Origin of the sequence: Streptomyces sp. NPDC046215 (assembly GCF_040646215.1) — a bacterium.
GTDB lineage: Bacteria > Actinomycetota > Actinomycetes > Streptomycetales > Streptomycetaceae > Streptomyces > Streptomyces stramineus.
Window position 1 is genome coordinate 1 of record NZ_JBEYZW010000005.1, and the last position, 13,634, is coordinate 13,634.

Consider the following 13,634-nt stretch of genomic DNA (forward strand, 5'->3'; position numbering starts at 1 on the left):
ATCGACCTCTACTACACGCACTACGACGACCCGTCGGCGCGCCCGCAGGGCGCTCGCCGCCGCAGGCGGCAACGACAGACCCTACGGCCGGACGAGCAGCTGAAAATCAAACGCATAGCGCGACGCCCGGTAGACGTGCGAGCCGAACTCCACCGCGCGCCCGGTGTCGTCGTAGGTCGTCCGCTCCATCGTCAGCAGCGGCGCGCCCTCCGGCTCGGCGAGCCGCTCGCCCTCCTCGGCGGTCGCGGCCCGGGCTCCGACCGTCTGGCGGGCGCTGTGCAGGGTGATGCCCGCGGCGCGGATCAGCCGGTAGAGGCCGGTCTCCGCCAGCTGGTCGCCGCCGAGGTCGAGCAGGCCGACCGGCAGGTGGTTGCGCAGGTGGGCCATGGGCTCGCCGTGGGCGAGGCGCAGCCGCTCGACCAGCACGACCTCGGCCCCCTCGGCGACCCCGAGGGCGGCGGCGACCTGCGCGCCGGCGGGCTCGACGACGTGGCGCAGCACGTGGGTGGCGGGCTGCTGCCCGGCGGCTTCGAGGTCGTCGTAGAGACTGCTGAGCTCCAGGGGGCGTTTGACCTGGCTGTGCAGTACCTGGGTACCCACGCCCCGGCGGCGGACGAGGAGACCTTTGTCCACCAGCGACTGGATGGCCTGCCGGACGGTGGGCCGGGACAGGCCCAGCCGGGCGGCGAGGTCGATCTCGTTGCCGAGGAGGCTGCCGGGCGCGAGCGCGCCCTGCTCGATCGCCGCTTCGAGCTGCTGGGACAGCTGGTAGTAGAGCGGGACGGGGCTGCTGCGGTCCAGGCTGAACTGGAGGGATCGGTGGGTCGCCACGCTGGGAGCGTAGCCGTGGGGCCGGATGACGGGAAGTTCGGAGGTCAGATTGTCCGGACATGAGTACAGCCCGCGGGTGGGCTGACCGGAACGGGTGACGGCGGCGTCAACCCCGCGCCCCGTCCTCGCGTCCTGTGCAATACAGAACTCAACACACTTATCGCCGATTCGTGAGATTTCTCTTGATATCGGCCGCGCGCGATCCGTGCGCGGGGCGGGCCGGAGGAGGCGACGCCGTGGAAGAGCTGGCCCTGGGGGTCGCGCTGGGCTTCAGCGCGGGAATCAGCCCGGGCCCCCTGCTCGCCCTGGTGCTCTCGGGGACGCTGCGCGGCGGGCTCGGCGTGGGCCTGCGGGTGGCGGCGGTCCCCCTGCTCACCGACCTGCCGGTCATCGTCCTGGCCGTGACCGTCCTGGCCGTGCTGCCCGGTCGGGCGATCTCCGTGGGCGGGGTGCTCGGCGGGCTGTTCCTGGCCTGGCTGGCCTTCACCACCCTGCGTGACGCCCGCACGGCGGAGGTCCCGGCCGCCGAGGACGGCGCGCAGGCGCGGCGGGCGGGCCGGCGGACGCTCTGGCAGGGGGCCCTGGTCAATCTCCTCAGCCCGCACCCCTGGATGTTCTGGCTGACGACCGGCGGGCCGCTGCTGGTGGCGGCGTGGCGGCACGGGCCGCCGGGTGCCGGAAGCTTCCTGTTCGGCTTCTACGCCCTGCTGGTGGGCAGCAAGGCGGCGCTCGCCGTGCTGGTCTCCCGCGCCCGCCACCGCATCGGCACCCGGGGTTACCGGCTGCTGCTGGCCTGCGCCGGGGTGCTGCTCCTGGCGGCCTCCGCCCTGCTCCTGGTGGAGTTCGGCTCGGCGCTGTCGGCGTAGCCGCGCCGGTCCTCAAGGACACCTCGGCACTGACCCGAACGGGCGATTTTGCCCGGGGCGCTCAACCCGGTCACCGGTCCGGCCGGTTTCCGTAGATGTCGGACAGCACGACAGGGGGACGCACCATGAGCCATGGCACCGGACAGAACGACCACGCCCACCCCACTCACGGCACCCGCGCGCGGGGCCCCTCCTCCCGCCCCTCCCCTTCTTCCCTCATCCGCCTCTACGACCAGCGGGCAGCCGCGGCCCACAGCGGGCTCCGCCCGGTCCACGACTGGGTCGACGACCACGTCGCCCGGCCGCACCCCGACCTCGGGCGCCGGGGCGCCGTCTGCCCGTTCGTCCCGCTGGCCCAGCGCCTGGACCTGATCCGCTTCGCCCTCGCCGAGCCGCCCGTGGCCGACGAGGCCGGTCTGACGGCGGCCGTCGCCGCGCTCAAGGAGCAGTGGCTGGCCATGGAGCCGCGCAGCGGCCCGCACACCGTGGACAAGACGATCGTCCTGGTGCTGGCCGGGGTGCCGGCCGAGACCGTCGTGCGGGTGCACGACCGCTGCAAGCCCGGGTTCGTCGCCGACGGCATGATGCTCGGCGAGTTCTTCCCCGGCCACCCGGGGCCCGGGCTGCACAACCCCGACTTCCGGCCGCTGCACTGCGACGTCCCGCTGCTCGTGGCCCGCAGCATGGTGGGCAACGACCTGCCGTTCCTGGCCGAGGAGCGCTACCCGGCCGCCCGGCGCGCCCGCTTCGTGGCCTCGTTCCTCGAACACCAGCCGTCGGCGAGCCCCGAGGCCAGGGAACGGGCCCGGCGGGAGCTGGCCCGGGCCCGGACCGAGCTGGGTCAGCCGCCGGGCTGAGCCGGGCCCGGCTACGGATAGACGGATAGGCGGTTACGGATAGGCGGTGAGGTGCGCGACGCCGGTGCGGGCGTCGGACGGGCCGCCCGTGCCGTTGACGACGTGCCGGATGGTGCCCTGCCCGCCGAGTGACACGGTGACCAGGTGGCGCAGGCGCACGCCGGGGGCCCGGGGCACCTCGAAGGCCCGGTCGGCGGTGACGCCCGGGTCCGCCTCGAAGTTGCAGTAGCTGCCCAGCCCCCACGCCTCGTGGCGGGTCACCGACGGGGCGACCTTGTAGGCCGGGTAGCCGTCGCGGGTGCCGTCCCGCCACGCGGCCTGGCCGGGCGGGTCGTAGGGCAGTTCGTTCTGGAAGAAGTACGTCCGGCCGTCGTCGCCGTTCCACAGGGTCTGGTGGCGCTGGTAGTGCTCGACGAACAGCCCGTACACCGTCACGCCGTCGCCGTTGACGACGAGGCCCTCGGCGGCGGTGTTGACGCTCCAGCCGACGCCGCGTCCGTGGTCGGCGCGCCACAGCCAGAGGTTGTCGCCGATGACGTCCGAGCTGTTGACGACCAGGCTCCGCGCGGCCTTCCCGGCGCCCGCGCCGCCGACGCGGAAGAACACGTCGTGGAGGGAGACGGGGTCGGCGCCGTGGCGGCGTGCGGCGCCGGGGGGACCGATCTCCATCAGAGCGGGCGAGCCGGCGGGCCCGGCGTCCACGAGCAGTCCGGCGATCCGCACCCCGTCCACGTCGGCGACGGTCAGCGCCGGGCGACCGGGCGGCGGGACGAGGGTGGCCAGGCCCAGACCGAGGACGACCGTGCCGGGGCGGGTGACGCGCAGGGTGCGGTCGAGGCGGTGGATGCCGGGGGTGATCAGGAGGTCCTTGCCGCGCGCGAGTTCCGCCTCGACGCGGGCGGCGCCGGTGCCGGGCCTGACGACGAAGAACCGGCCGATCGGGCGCGAGGTGCCGGGCCCGCGGGCTCCGCCGTCCCAGGTGGTGCCGCGGGTGTTCCTGCGGAGGGCGGGGACGAAGACGTGGTAGCCGCCCGCCCGGTCGATGTGGAGGAACGGCTTCTCGCGGACGGCGGGGGTGCGGTCGATCCGGGTGTGCGGCGGGCGGGGGTAGGTGCCGGGAGGCGCGTTGCGCACGCCGACGAAGACCATGTTCCAGACGGCGCCGGACCAGCCGCCGAACGCGCTGTCGCGCGAGAGCCACTGCTGCTGGGTGCCGGAGCGGACCTGCCCGTCGATCCGGGAGTCGGCGATGAGGCCGCCGCTGGACCAGCCGCCGTCGTCGAGGGCCAGGTCGCCGCGCACGTGCATGCGGCGGTAGGGGGCGGCCTGGGAGACGGCCCAGCGGTCGGCGCCGGAGGCGGGGGTGACCGAGAGATTCTCGGCGGCGCGCCAGAAGTTCCGGGTGGCGTTGCCCTGGAACCAGTCGGCCTCGGCGTGGACGGCGCCCTTGACGGTGACGTCGTCGGGTGCCAGGCCCAGCCCGGCGACCTGGGTGTAGTAGCCGACGCCGACGTCCACGTCGTAGGCCCCCGGCTTGAACAGCAGGGCTCTGCGGCCGGTGCCGAACTCGTCGCGCTCCTGCCGCCGGAACACCGCGTCCACCTCCCGCTGCACGGCGGCCCTGGGCATCGAGGGGTCGAAGACGGTGACGTCGGGGCCCAGGTCGGGGGTGCCGGCCGCCGGCGGGGGCGGCCCGGCGGGCACCGGCGGGGACGCGGCGGGCGCCTGGGACAGCGCCAGGCAGGCGGCCGTGGCCACGAGAGCGGTCGGAAGGAGGGCGCGGCGCGGCCGGGGGTGTGCGGTCCGGATTCCCACGGGGGCATTAAAGCGGACGTCCCGCCGTCACGGGTGACGGCGGGACGGAGGCGGACTCATTTGTGTGACGCCAGGTCAGGCACCGGGCACGCGCCCGGGGAGCGGGATCCGGTCAGCAGGACCGGTTGACGAGGTCGAACGTCCGGTAGTGGTCGGCCGTGTAGTAATCCTCTTGGCTCTTCTGTCCCGTGACGATGCGTCGGGCTCCGCGGTCCGGGGAGCCGGGGGTCTTCACCGTGTACTCGTGGTAGTAGCCGCTGCTGTTCGCGGGCAGCACGCCCTCGCGGTTGGAGAAGACGGTCCCGTCCTTGGGGTAGGGGTAGGGGCCGCCGGAGGCGATGAGCCGCAGGGTGTCGTGGGCCTGGGACGGCAGCTTCGAGTAACAGATGTCACCGACGGCCTTCACGGTGACGGTCGAGGAGACGGCGGGCGAGGCGGAGGCGGGCGAGGCGGCGACCGCGGGGCCGCCGAGCAGCAGCGCCGCGGCCAGGGCGGCCAGGGCGCTCGTGCGCGCGAAGCGTGGGGGGTTGCTCATGGGGCCAGCATGCCGCGTGAATATGACATGTCAACGACAAGCATGAAGTGTTCCCCAGGCGTTCACCGGATCTACGAATTTGCCTCAGAGGCAAATCTTTTGCCTCTGAGGCACGGGCCCGGCTATACCGGAACCATGAGCCAGCCGCCCGAGCCACCCGCCGACAGCCCCGGGGGAGACGATCTGCCCGCCGTCGCCCCGCGCCTGCGTGACCTGCGCAAACGCAGTGGCCTGACCTTGGAGGCCGCGGCCGGGCGGGTCGGGCTGTCGCCCGCGCACCTCTCCCGGCTGGAGACCGGCCGGCGGACGCCCTCGCTGCCGATGCTGCTGACGCTCGCGCGCACCTACGCCACGACGGTATCCGACCTGCTGGGCGAGGTCCTCCCCGAGCAGGATCCCATCGTGCGGGGCGGCCGCATGGAGCCGCAGGAGGCCGGCGGCTGGACCTACTGGCGGGCCGGCGGCTCGGGGCACGCGATGCAGGCCCTGCGGCTGCACGTCCCGCCGCAGTCGGCCGGGCAGGCGGAGCTGGTGCGGGTCCACCCCGGCGAGGAGTGGCTGTACGTCCTCACCGGGCGGCTGCGCCTCACCCTCGGCGGGACCGCCCACCTGCTGGACCCCGGGGACGCCGCGCACTTCGACTCGCTCACCCCGCACCGCATCGCCGCGGCCTCCGGCGGCGGGGTGGACCTGCTGTTCATGCACACGCTGCTGCAGAGCGGCGCGACCGAGCTGTGCCTCGGGGGCGCCGCTCAGACTCGAAGGGGAATGCCGTGAACGACTCAGCACCCGAGGCGGCCGTGCCCGGCCGGACACCGATGAACGAGGAGGACCGGGCCCCGATGGGCATGACGGTCCGAGTGATCATCTATCTGGTCGCCGTCCACTTCTTCGCGGCCTTCCTGTTCATGCTCTTCTATCTCGCCGGGGGCTGATGCCTCGCCGGGGGCCGGCGCGCGCGGGACCCCACCGCCCGCGCGATCTTCTGGGAGCCTGGTCGAGAGGTGGCCCACCGGCGGCGGAAAGGCTTCAGACGATGGCTCGTACGGCCCGGGACGTCCTGGCGGACGCGGCGCGCGCCCTCGCGCCGGAGGGCGGGGCGAACCACCTCGTCCCCGCGCTCGCGGCGGGCGAGGCGCCCCGCGAGGTGATCAGCGCCTTCGCCCTGGAACAGCACCACGTCATCACCGCCGACCGCCGCAGCTTCCTCCACCTGGCCGGACGGGCCGCACCGCTGCCGGCTGTCGCCGCGTACTTCTCCTCCCTCTCCCTCGCCCGCGGCGAGGACGAGGCGCTGGAGCGGCTCGGCGCGCTGGCGGCCGCCTGCGGCCTGGACGCGGCGGCGGTGGCCGCGCACGAGCCGCGGCCCGCGTGCCAGGCGTATCCCGCGTACGCGGCCCATCTCGCGCTCGGTGCCGAGCCCGCCGACGCGGTGGTGGCCCTGACCGCCAACTTCGCCGCCTGGGCGGGCTATTGCGCCACCGTCGGCCGGGCGCTGCGCACCCACTACGGCTTCGACGACCGGGCCTGCGCCTTCTTCGACTTCTTCGCCGAGCCCGCCCCCCAGGCCCACGAGGAGGCGCTGGCGGCGGTGCGGGCGGGGCTGGACGCCGGGGTGCTCTCGGAGCGCCTGGCGCACCGCTACGGGCGGCTGCTCCAGTCGTACGAGCTGATGTTCTGGGACGGCCTCGCTGTACCGTGACGGCATGCCGCGTATCGAACAGCCCGCGATGACCTACCGGACCGCGCGCCCCGGGGAAGAGAAGGACATCGAGGGGATCGACAACTCCTTCACGACCTCCTTCGTGCTCGAAGTGACGGCTGCTGAGACGGGGTTCACGCTGCGGGAGGTGGCCGTGGACCCGCCGCTGCGGAAGGTCTTCCCGGCCGAAGAAGCCACCGGAGACGCCGGGGAGGAGACCGGTGGTCACACCGTCGTCGCCTGCGACGCCACCGGCGCGGTGTGCGGTGCCGTCACCGTGGAGTACGCGCGGTGGAACCGGCGCCTGGTGATCGCCGATGTGCGGGTGGCTCCGGAGCACCGCGGCCGGGGCGTCGGCAGTGCCCTGATGAGCCGGGCACTGGACCACGGGCGGGCGCTGGGCGCGCGCACCGCGTGGCTGGAGGTCACGAGCGTCAACGCCCCGGCGGTGCGGGCGTACCGCCGGATGGGCTTCGCGCTGTGCGGCCTGGACACCTCCCTCTATACGGGCACGGCGTCGGAGGGCGAGCAGGCGCTGTTCATGAGCCGTTCGCTGTGAGCCGCCGCCTGCCCTCCTCGGTGAGGGAGCCGTGGACGCGGAGCCGGGCGATGCCGCCGTCGGGGTAGATGTCGACGCGGACGTGCGTGGCGGGAGGGGCCTGGGGGCTGTCCGTCAGCGGGAAGCGGTGGACGGTGTCGGGCTGGAGGCGGGTACGGGGCAGGAGGGGCGTCCAGCCGGTGGTGTGGTCGGTGGGGTCGGCGCCGGTGGTGGCGTCGAGGGTGAAGAGGGCCGCCCAGCCGGCGGAGTTGCCCTTGTAGCAGCCGGTGTCGATCTCGACGGCCCGCAGCACCGACCGGCCGGCGAGGCGGTAGCGCACCCAGTCGTGGCCGCTGTCGCGGCGGCGGCGCGTCTCCCAGCCCTCGTCCATCCTGTGGGAGCGGCCGGGGTGGATGCTGTTGACCGGCGAGGAGAAGAAGCGGTCGGAGGCGTCCTCGGCGTGGCCGCCGTTCTCCAGGGCGGCGAGGTCGAAGGTGCCCAGGGCGGCGAGCCACCGCGGGTCGGGCCGGGCCTCGCCGTGGACGCGCAGCCGGGCGATGCCGCCGTCGGGGTGCTGGTTGAGGCGCAGGTGGGTGAAGCGCTGCCGGGCGCGCACGGCGAAGCCGTTGGCGGCGTGCCCGCCGACGGGGGTGCGGGGGACGAGGGTCGTCCACGGCACGTCGGCGGCGAGCAGTTCCCCGGGCGAGGGCGTGCCCGCCAGGCAGGTGCCCTCGACGCTGACGGCCCCGGGGTGGTTGCCGCGGAAGTGGGCGGTGTCGACGACGATGCCGTGGACGGCGCCGGGCACCCCGAGCCGGACGAGCGCCCAGTCGTGGTCGTCGTCGGCGGGGTGCGGCGTGCCGGCGTCGGCGCCGCGCCGGCGTCGGGTCTCCCAGCCGTCCATGATCTTGCCCTTGTGGCCGAAGCGTTCGGGGTCGAAGCGGGCGGGGCCCGGTATCAGCAGGTTCTCCCGTTCGGCGAAGAACTCGTCGTTGGCGGCGACGACGGAGGCGCCCAGCCGCCGGTCGGCGAGGTCGGGCAGGTGGGCGAAGGGGAAGTCGGCGGTGCGGTAGTCGGCGTACGGGTCGCCGCCGGGGTAGGGGCGCGCGTCGCCGGTGAACCGGGGTATGCCGCTCATGCGTGGGGCTGCCTTTCGAGGAGGAGGCCGGTGGGTTCGGCGACCGCGCCGGGGCCGGCGATCCGGCGGCCGCGCAGCCAGGTGGACCGCACGACGCCGTACAGGGTCTTTCCGGCGTAGGCGGTGACGCGGTTGCGGTGGTGGAGGGCGGCCGGGTCGACGGTGAAGGTCTCGTCGGGGGCGAGGACGGCGAAGTCGGCGTCGCGGCCCGCTTCGATCGCGCCCTTGTGGTGCAGGCCGGCGAGGGCGGCGGGGGCAAAGGACATCCAGCGGGCCACGTCGGCGAGGGTGTGCCCGCGCTCGCGGGCCGCGGTCCAGACGGCGGGCAGGCCCAGTTGGAGGGAGGAGATGCCGCCCCAGGCGGCGCCGAAGTCGGGGACCTTGAGGGCGGTGGTGCAGGGCGAGTGGTCGGAGACGACGCAGTCGAGGGTTCCGTCGGCCAGGCCCGCCCAGAGGGCGTCCTGGTTGGCCGCCTCGCGGATGGGCGGGCAGCACTTGAACTCGGTGGCGCCGTCGGGCACTTCTTCGGCGGTCAGGGTCAGGAAGTGCGGGCAGGTCTCGACGGTGACCGCCACCCCCTCGGCCTTCGCGGCGGCGATGGCGGGCAGCGCGTCGCAGGAGGAGAGGTGGAGGATGTGCACCCGCGCGCCCAGCCGCCGGGCCACGGAAATCAGCCCGGTGACGGCGTCGTTCTCGGCGGCGCGGGGGCGGGAGGCGAGGAAGTCGGCGTAGCGCGGGCCGCCGGGCGGCGGGGCCGCGTCGAGGCGGGCGGGGTCCTCGGCGTGGACGATGAGCAGCCCGCCGAATCCGGCGATCTCGGCGGCGACGGCCGCCAGGTCGCCGGGGCCGAGGTGCGGGAACTCCTCGACGCCGGACGGTGAGAGGAACGATTTGAAGCCGAGGACGCCGGCGTCGTGCAGGGGGCGGAGGTCGGCCACGTTGCCGGGCAGGGCCCCGCCCCAGAAGCCCACGTCGACGTGGGCGGCGGGCCGGGCCACCTCCTGTTTGACGCGCAGGTTCGCGACAGTGGTGGTGGGCGGGAGGCTGTTGAGGGGCATGTCGACGAGCGTGGTGATGCCTCCGGCCGCGGCGGCGCGGGTGGCGGTCCGGAAGCCCTCCCACTCGGTGCGGCCGGGGTCGTTCACGTGGACGTGGGTGTCGACGAGGCCGGGGAGCAGGACGTCGTCCCCGAGGTCCTCGACGGCCGCTCCGGGCGGTGGCGGGGCCCCGTGGGGCAGTACCGCGGCGATCCGGCGGCCGGCGACGGCGACGGACGCGGCGCGGGTGCCGCGCGGGGTGACGACGCGCGTGGAGCGCAGGACCAGGTGCACCGGTTCCGCTGCGGACACACGCCCTCCTCGGTCTCTGTCGAGCCAGAATTTCAACGTTCTGTTGAATCGGGTGCCCGCAGTCTTCTGCTGCGTCCCGTACACGTCAAGACCCTCCGGCCGATCACCCGAGGGGCCCGGGTGTTTCCGCAGAGCAGAGGGCCGATACCACTTGACGGAACGGGACGGGGCCACCGGGCCCGGGCCCGGTAGGCTGCTGCCACCCCCGTCCCGGAAGGACCGCACCGTGCCCTCGTCCGCCGAGCCCCGCTCCGCCTCGCCCAGTGGAGGCGTCCAGTCCCTTGAGCGTGCCTTCGACCTGCTGGAGCGGATGGCCGACGCGGGCGGCGAGGTGGGCCTGAGCGAGCTCTCCACGAGCAGCGGGCTGCCGCTGCCCACCATCCACCGGCTGATGCGCACGCTGGTGGCGTGCGGTTACGTGCGCCAGCAGCCCAACCGCCGGTACGCGCTGGGGCCCCGGCTGATCCGGCTCGGCGAGAGCTCCTCCCGGCTGCTGGGCACCTGGGCCCGCCCGCATCTGGCCCGCCTGGTGGAGGAGACCGGCGAGACCGCCAACATGGCGCTGCTCGACGGCGACGAGGTCGTCTACGTGGCCCAGGTGCCCTCGCGGCACTCGGTGCGGATGTTCACCGAGGTCGGCCGGCGGGTGCTGCCGCACACCACGGGTGTGGGCAAGGCGCTGCTCGCGCAGAGCCCCGACGACGAGGTGCGCGCGCTGCTCGCCCGGACGGGCATGCCCGCGGCGACCGAGAAGACCATCACCACGCCCGACGGGTTCCTGGAGGCGCTGGCCCGGGTGCGGGAGAGCGGTTACGCGGTCGACGACAACGAGCAGGAGATCGGGGTCCGCTGTCTCGCGGTGCCGGTGCCGAACTCCCCCACCTGCGCGGCCATCTCCATCTCCGGCCCGGCGGGTCGGGTCACGGACACGGCCCGGGACCGCTTCGTCCCGCTGCTCCAGCAGGCGGCCGCCGAACTGTCGGCGACCCTGATCAGCACCGGCGCGGCCGGCACCGGGACCGCCTGACGGCGCGGGGCCCTCACGACCCGCCGGGCGCCTCCCGGGGGCTCGGCACCCGGTGTTCGCCGGCCTCCCCCGGAGCGGGGCGGGCCGGGCGGGGCGCCTCGCCGAAGCGGTCCACCGCTGCCCGGACCTCGCCGAGGGCCGGGGCCAGGGCGCTCACCGAGCCCACGGCACCCGCCACCAGGAGCAGGGAGCGGCGCAGCCGGGGCACTTCGGGGCGGCCCGCGCACACCATCGCGTCCAGGGCGGCGAGTTCGTCCTCGGCGGCGTCCCGGTCGGGTAACAGGGCGGGGTGGGCCGCGAGGGCCCGGCGCAGCCGGGACACCGCGTCACGCAGCTCCTCCACTCTCGGGTCCCGGCCGATGCGTCCCACACGCTTCTCTTCCACCACTACGGCGCCTTCCGCCACGACACTCCCCCTCCCACGCTCGCGCGGATCAGTTAACGCACTTTCCGTAGAGCGCGCTATACGCACAGCGAAATTGAGTCCGTACTTGGCACGCACGGGTGACGCGACGGCCGGTCCCGGGGGAACGGGGCCCATGCGGTATGCAGGATCCATGACGCGCACTACGGGCACGACAGACGACGCGGCCGCTCCCGTCGCCGGGCTGCTGCTGGCCGCGGGCGGCGGACGGCGGCTGGGCGGACGGCCCAAGGCGCTGCTGGCCCACCGGGGCCGGCCGCTGGTCGAGCACGCGGCACGGGCGCTGCGCGAAGGGGGCTGCGCACCGGTGTGCGTGGTGCTGGGCGCGGCGGCGGCAGAGGTGAGGGCACGGGCGGAGCTGCGGGGATGCACCTTGGTGCACAACCGCGGCTGGGCCGAGGGCATGGGGTCCTCGCTGCGGGAGGGCCTCGCGGCGCTGGCGGCCACGGACGCCTCCGCGGCCCTGGTGTCCCTGGTGGACCAGCCGGGGATCGGCGCGGCGGCCGTCGCCCGGCTGGTGGCCGCGCACCGGGCGGGCGCGGGGCTCGCGGCGGCCTCGTACGCGGGCGAGCGCGGCCATCCGGTGCTGCTCGGCCGGGAGCACTGGGCGGGTGTCGTCCGGGCGGCCGCGGGTGACCGCGGGGCGCGGGCGTACCTGCGGGAGCACGCCGGCGGCCTCACGCTCGTCGAGTGCGCGGATGTCGCGGCCCCGGACGACATCGACACCCCGGCCGATCTGACCCTCCTCGACTGAGGCCCGGGAGTGGCACCGGGAGCCTTCCGCGCGCCCCGGGAGCTCGCCGCCCCATTGAACTTCCACCATGAGAAAACTATTCTCCACTGGTCAGAAGCCGTGCGGCACTGCGTGCCGCCCTGCCGAAGGAGTGAGCGCCCATGTCCGCACCAGCGCCGTCCCCGCTGGCCACCGTCGACGCCCCGCCCGTCGAGCGGCAGGAGGAGGTACTGACGGACGGGGCGCTCGCCTTCCTCGCCGAGCTGCACCGCCGCTTCACCGGCCGCCGCGACGAACTGCTCGCCCGGCGCGCCGCGCGCCGCGCCGAGATCGCCCGGAGCAGCACCCTGGACTTCCTCCCGAAGACCGCGCACATCCGCGCGGACGACAGCTGGCGGGTGGCCCCCGCGCCGCCCGCCCTGGAGGACCGCCGGGTGGAGATCACCGGGCCGACCGACCGGAAGATGACCGTGGGCGCCCTGAACTCGGGCGCCCGCGTCTGGCTCGCCGACTTCGAGGACGCCTCCTCCCCCACCTGGGAGAACGTCGTCGGGGGCCAGCTGAGCCTGATCGACGCCTTCGAGCGCCGCATCGACTTCACCGACGCCCGGGGCAAGTCCTACGCGCTGCGCCCGGCCGAAGAGCTCGCCACCCCCGTGGTGCGGCCGCGCGGCTGGCATCTGGACGAGCGGCACGTCACCGTGGACGGGCGGCCCGTGCCCGGCGCGCTGGTCGACTTCGGCCTCTACTTCTTCCACAACGCCCGGCGCCTCCTCGACCTCGGCAAGGGACCGTACTTCTACCTCCCCAAGACCGAGTCACACCTGGAAGCGCGGCTGTGGAACGACATCTTCGTCTTCGCACAGGAGTACACGGGCATCCCGCGCGGCACCGTCCGCGCGACCGTGCTGATCGAGACGATCACCGCCGCGTACGAGATGGAGGAGATCCTCTACGAGCTGCGCGAGCACGCCTCGGGGCTCAACGCCGGCCGCTGGGACTACCTCTTCTCGCTCATCAAGAACTTCCGTGACGCGGGCCCGAAGTTCGTCCTGCCCGACCGCAACGCGGTGACGATGACGGCGCCGTTCATGCGCGCGTACACCGAACTGCTGGTGCGCACCTGCCACAAGCGCGGCGCGCACGCCATCGGCGGGATGGCGGCGTTCATCCCCTCGCGCAAGGACGCGAAGGTCAACGAGGCCGCGTTCGAGAAGGTCAGGGCGGACAAGGACCGTGAGGCGGGCGACGGTTTCGACGGCTCCTGGGTCGCCCACCCGGACCTGGTGCCGATCGCCCGCGCCTCCTTCGACGCGGTCCTCGGCGACCGTCCGCACCAGAAGCACCGGCTGCGCGAGGACGTCCGGGTGAGCGCCGCCGAGCTGATCGCCGTCGACTCGCTGGAGGCGAAACCGACGTTCGAGGGGCTGTGCAACGCCGTGGCGGTCGGCCTGCGGTACATCGAGGCGTGGCTGCGGGGCCGGGGCGCCGTGGCCATCTTCAACCTGATGGAGGACGCGGCCACCGCCGAGATCTCCCGCTCGCAGATCTGGCAGTGGATCGACGCGGGGGTGGTCTTCGACAACGGCGAGACGGCCACGGCCGGCCTCGCCCGCGAGGTCGCCGCACGGGAACTCGCGGCGATCCGCGAGGAGGCCGGGGAGGCGGCCTTCGCGTCCGGCCGGTGGCAGGAGGCGCACGACCTGCTGCTGAAGGTCGCCCTGGACGAGGACTACGCGGAATTCCTGACGCTGCCCGCGTACGCGCTCCTGGACTGAGAAGCCGAGGCGGTGCCCACGCCCCGAAGGGGCGCGGGGAA

15 protein-coding genes are annotated in these 13,634 nt (G+C 74.3%); 9 read left to right on the plus strand and 6 right to left on the minus strand.

Annotation, left to right across the window (positions count from 1 at the left end; genetic code table 11):
• Positions 1-81 precede the first annotated feature (81 nt).
• A complete protein-coding gene (locus ABZ951_RS03215; RefSeq protein WP_344085472.1) occupies positions 82-831 on the minus strand; it encodes a GntR family transcriptional regulator in 750 nt (249 codons plus the stop codon).
• Positions 832-1,067: 236 nt separating this feature from the next.
• Here ABZ951_RS03215 and ABZ951_RS03220 point away from each other — a divergent pair, with 236 nt between their 5' ends.
• Both ABZ951_RS03220 and ABZ951_RS03225 read left to right on the plus strand, forming a co-directional pair.
• A complete protein-coding gene (locus ABZ951_RS03220) occupies positions 1,068-1,697 on the plus strand; it encodes a LysE family transporter (RefSeq protein WP_344085474.1) in 630 nt (209 codons plus the stop codon).
• A 125-nt stretch (positions 1,698-1,822) separates the two neighbouring features.
• Positions 1,823-2,554, plus strand: a complete 732-nt coding sequence (locus ABZ951_RS03225; protein ID WP_344085477.1) for a DUF6875 domain-containing protein — start codon at positions 1,823-1,825, stop codon at positions 2,552-2,554.
• Between the two features lie 33 nt (positions 2,555-2,587).
• Here ABZ951_RS03225 and ABZ951_RS03230 read toward each other — a convergent pair whose 3' ends face one another.
• Positions 2,588-4,369 carry a coagulation factor 5/8 type domain-containing protein gene (locus tag ABZ951_RS03230; protein WP_344085480.1) on the minus strand — a complete coding sequence of 594 codons (1,782 nt, stop codon included), beginning with the start codon at positions 4,367-4,369 and terminating at the stop codon, positions 2,588-2,590.
• A 112-nt stretch (positions 4,370-4,481) separates the two neighbouring features.
• Positions 4,482-4,904 (minus strand): ribonuclease domain-containing protein, encoded by a 423-nt coding sequence (locus tag ABZ951_RS03235; RefSeq protein WP_344085483.1) that lies wholly within the window; start codon positions 4,902-4,904, stop codon positions 4,482-4,484.
• 135 nt (positions 4,905-5,039) lie between these two features.
• Between ABZ951_RS03235 and ABZ951_RS03240 the strand changes: the two genes are divergently transcribed.
• The 4 genes from ABZ951_RS03240 (at position 5,040) to ABZ951_RS03255 (ending at position 7,165) form a co-directional block, all read left to right on the plus strand.
• A complete protein-coding gene (locus tag ABZ951_RS03240; protein ID WP_344085486.1) occupies positions 5,040-5,681 on the plus strand; it encodes an XRE family transcriptional regulator in 642 nt (213 codons plus the stop codon).
• Complete coding sequence (locus ABZ951_RS03245; protein WP_344085489.1) at positions 5,678-5,839, plus strand: DUF6126 family protein; 162 nt, start codon at positions 5,678-5,680, stop codon at positions 5,837-5,839. The genes ABZ951_RS03240 and ABZ951_RS03245 overlap by 4 nt, the downstream gene beginning before the upstream one ends.
• A gap of 101 nt (positions 5,840-5,940) precedes the next feature.
• A complete protein-coding gene (locus ABZ951_RS03250; protein WP_344085493.1) occupies positions 5,941-6,606 on the plus strand; it encodes a transcriptional regulator in 666 nt (221 codons plus the stop codon).
• 4 nt (positions 6,607-6,610) lie between these two features.
• A complete protein-coding gene (locus ABZ951_RS03255) occupies positions 6,611-7,165 on the plus strand; it encodes a GNAT family N-acetyltransferase (RefSeq protein WP_344085496.1) in 555 nt (184 codons plus the stop codon).
• Here ABZ951_RS03255 and alc read toward each other — a convergent pair.
• Both alc and allB read right to left on the minus strand, forming a co-directional pair.
• Positions 7,146-8,282: an allantoicase gene (gene alc, locus ABZ951_RS03260; protein WP_344085498.1), complete on the minus strand. Its 1,137-nt coding sequence runs from the start codon at positions 8,280-8,282 to the stop codon at positions 7,146-7,148. The two genes, ABZ951_RS03255 and alc, sit on opposite strands and share 20 nt — an antisense overlap.
• Positions 8,279-9,631, minus strand: a complete 1,353-nt coding sequence (allB, locus tag ABZ951_RS03265; protein ID WP_344085501.1) for an allantoinase AllB — start codon at positions 9,629-9,631, stop codon at positions 8,279-8,281. The genes alc and allB overlap by 4 nt, the downstream gene beginning before the upstream one ends.
• Positions 9,632-9,857: 226 nt before the next feature.
• Here allB and ABZ951_RS03270 point away from each other — a divergent pair, with 226 nt between their 5' ends.
• Positions 9,858-10,658: an IclR family transcriptional regulator gene (locus ABZ951_RS03270; protein ID WP_344085504.1), complete on the plus strand. Its 801-nt coding sequence runs from the start codon at positions 9,858-9,860 to the stop codon at positions 10,656-10,658.
• A 13-nt stretch (positions 10,659-10,671) separates the two neighbouring features.
• Here ABZ951_RS03270 and ABZ951_RS03275 read toward each other — a convergent pair whose 3' ends face one another.
• Positions 10,672-11,043, minus strand: a complete 372-nt coding sequence (locus ABZ951_RS03275; RefSeq protein WP_344085506.1) for a DUF5955 family protein — start codon at positions 11,041-11,043, stop codon at positions 10,672-10,674.
• A 172-nt stretch (positions 11,044-11,215) separates the two neighbouring features.
• Here ABZ951_RS03275 and ABZ951_RS03280 point away from each other — a divergent pair, with 172 nt between their 5' ends.
• Together ABZ951_RS03280 and aceB are read left to right on the plus strand one after the other, a co-directional pair.
• On the plus strand, positions 11,216-11,836 hold the full coding sequence (locus ABZ951_RS03280) for an NTP transferase domain-containing protein (protein WP_344085508.1): 621 nt from the start codon (positions 11,216-11,218) through the stop codon (positions 11,834-11,836).
• Between the two features lie 140 nt (positions 11,837-11,976).
• Positions 11,977-13,593, plus strand: coding sequence for a malate synthase A (aceB, locus tag ABZ951_RS03285; RefSeq protein ID WP_344085510.1), 1,617 nt, complete (start codon positions 11,977-11,979; stop codon positions 13,591-13,593).
• The last annotated feature ends 41 nt before the right edge of the window (positions 13,594-13,634 follow it).

Coding starts and splice junctions, on each gene's coding strand:
- ABZ951_RS03225 (WP_344085477.1), top strand. CDS start 1,823: ATGAGCCATGGCACCGGACAGAACGACCACGCCCACCCCACTCACGGC.
- ABZ951_RS03255 (WP_344085496.1), top strand. CDS start 6,611: ATGCCGCGTATCGAACAGCCCGCGATGACCTACCGGACCGCGCGCCCC.
- aceB (WP_344085510.1), top strand. CDS start 11,977: ATGTCCGCACCAGCGCCGTCCCCGCTGGCCACCGTCGACGCCCCGCCC.
- ABZ951_RS03250 (WP_344085493.1), top strand. CDS start 5,941: ATGGCTCGTACGGCCCGGGACGTCCTGGCGGACGCGGCGCGCGCCCTC.
- ABZ951_RS03280 (WP_344085508.1), top strand. CDS start 11,216: ATGACGCGCACTACGGGCACGACAGACGACGCGGCCGCTCCCGTCGCC.
- ABZ951_RS03235 (WP_344085483.1), bottom strand. CDS start 4,904: ATGAGCAACCCCCCACGCTTCGCGCGCACGAGCGCCCTGGCCGCCCTG.
- ABZ951_RS03240 (WP_344085486.1), top strand. CDS start 5,040: ATGAGCCAGCCGCCCGAGCCACCCGCCGACAGCCCCGGGGGAGACGAT.
- alc (WP_344085498.1), bottom strand. CDS start 8,282: ATGAGCGGCATACCCCGGTTCACCGGCGACGCGCGCCCCTACCCCGGC.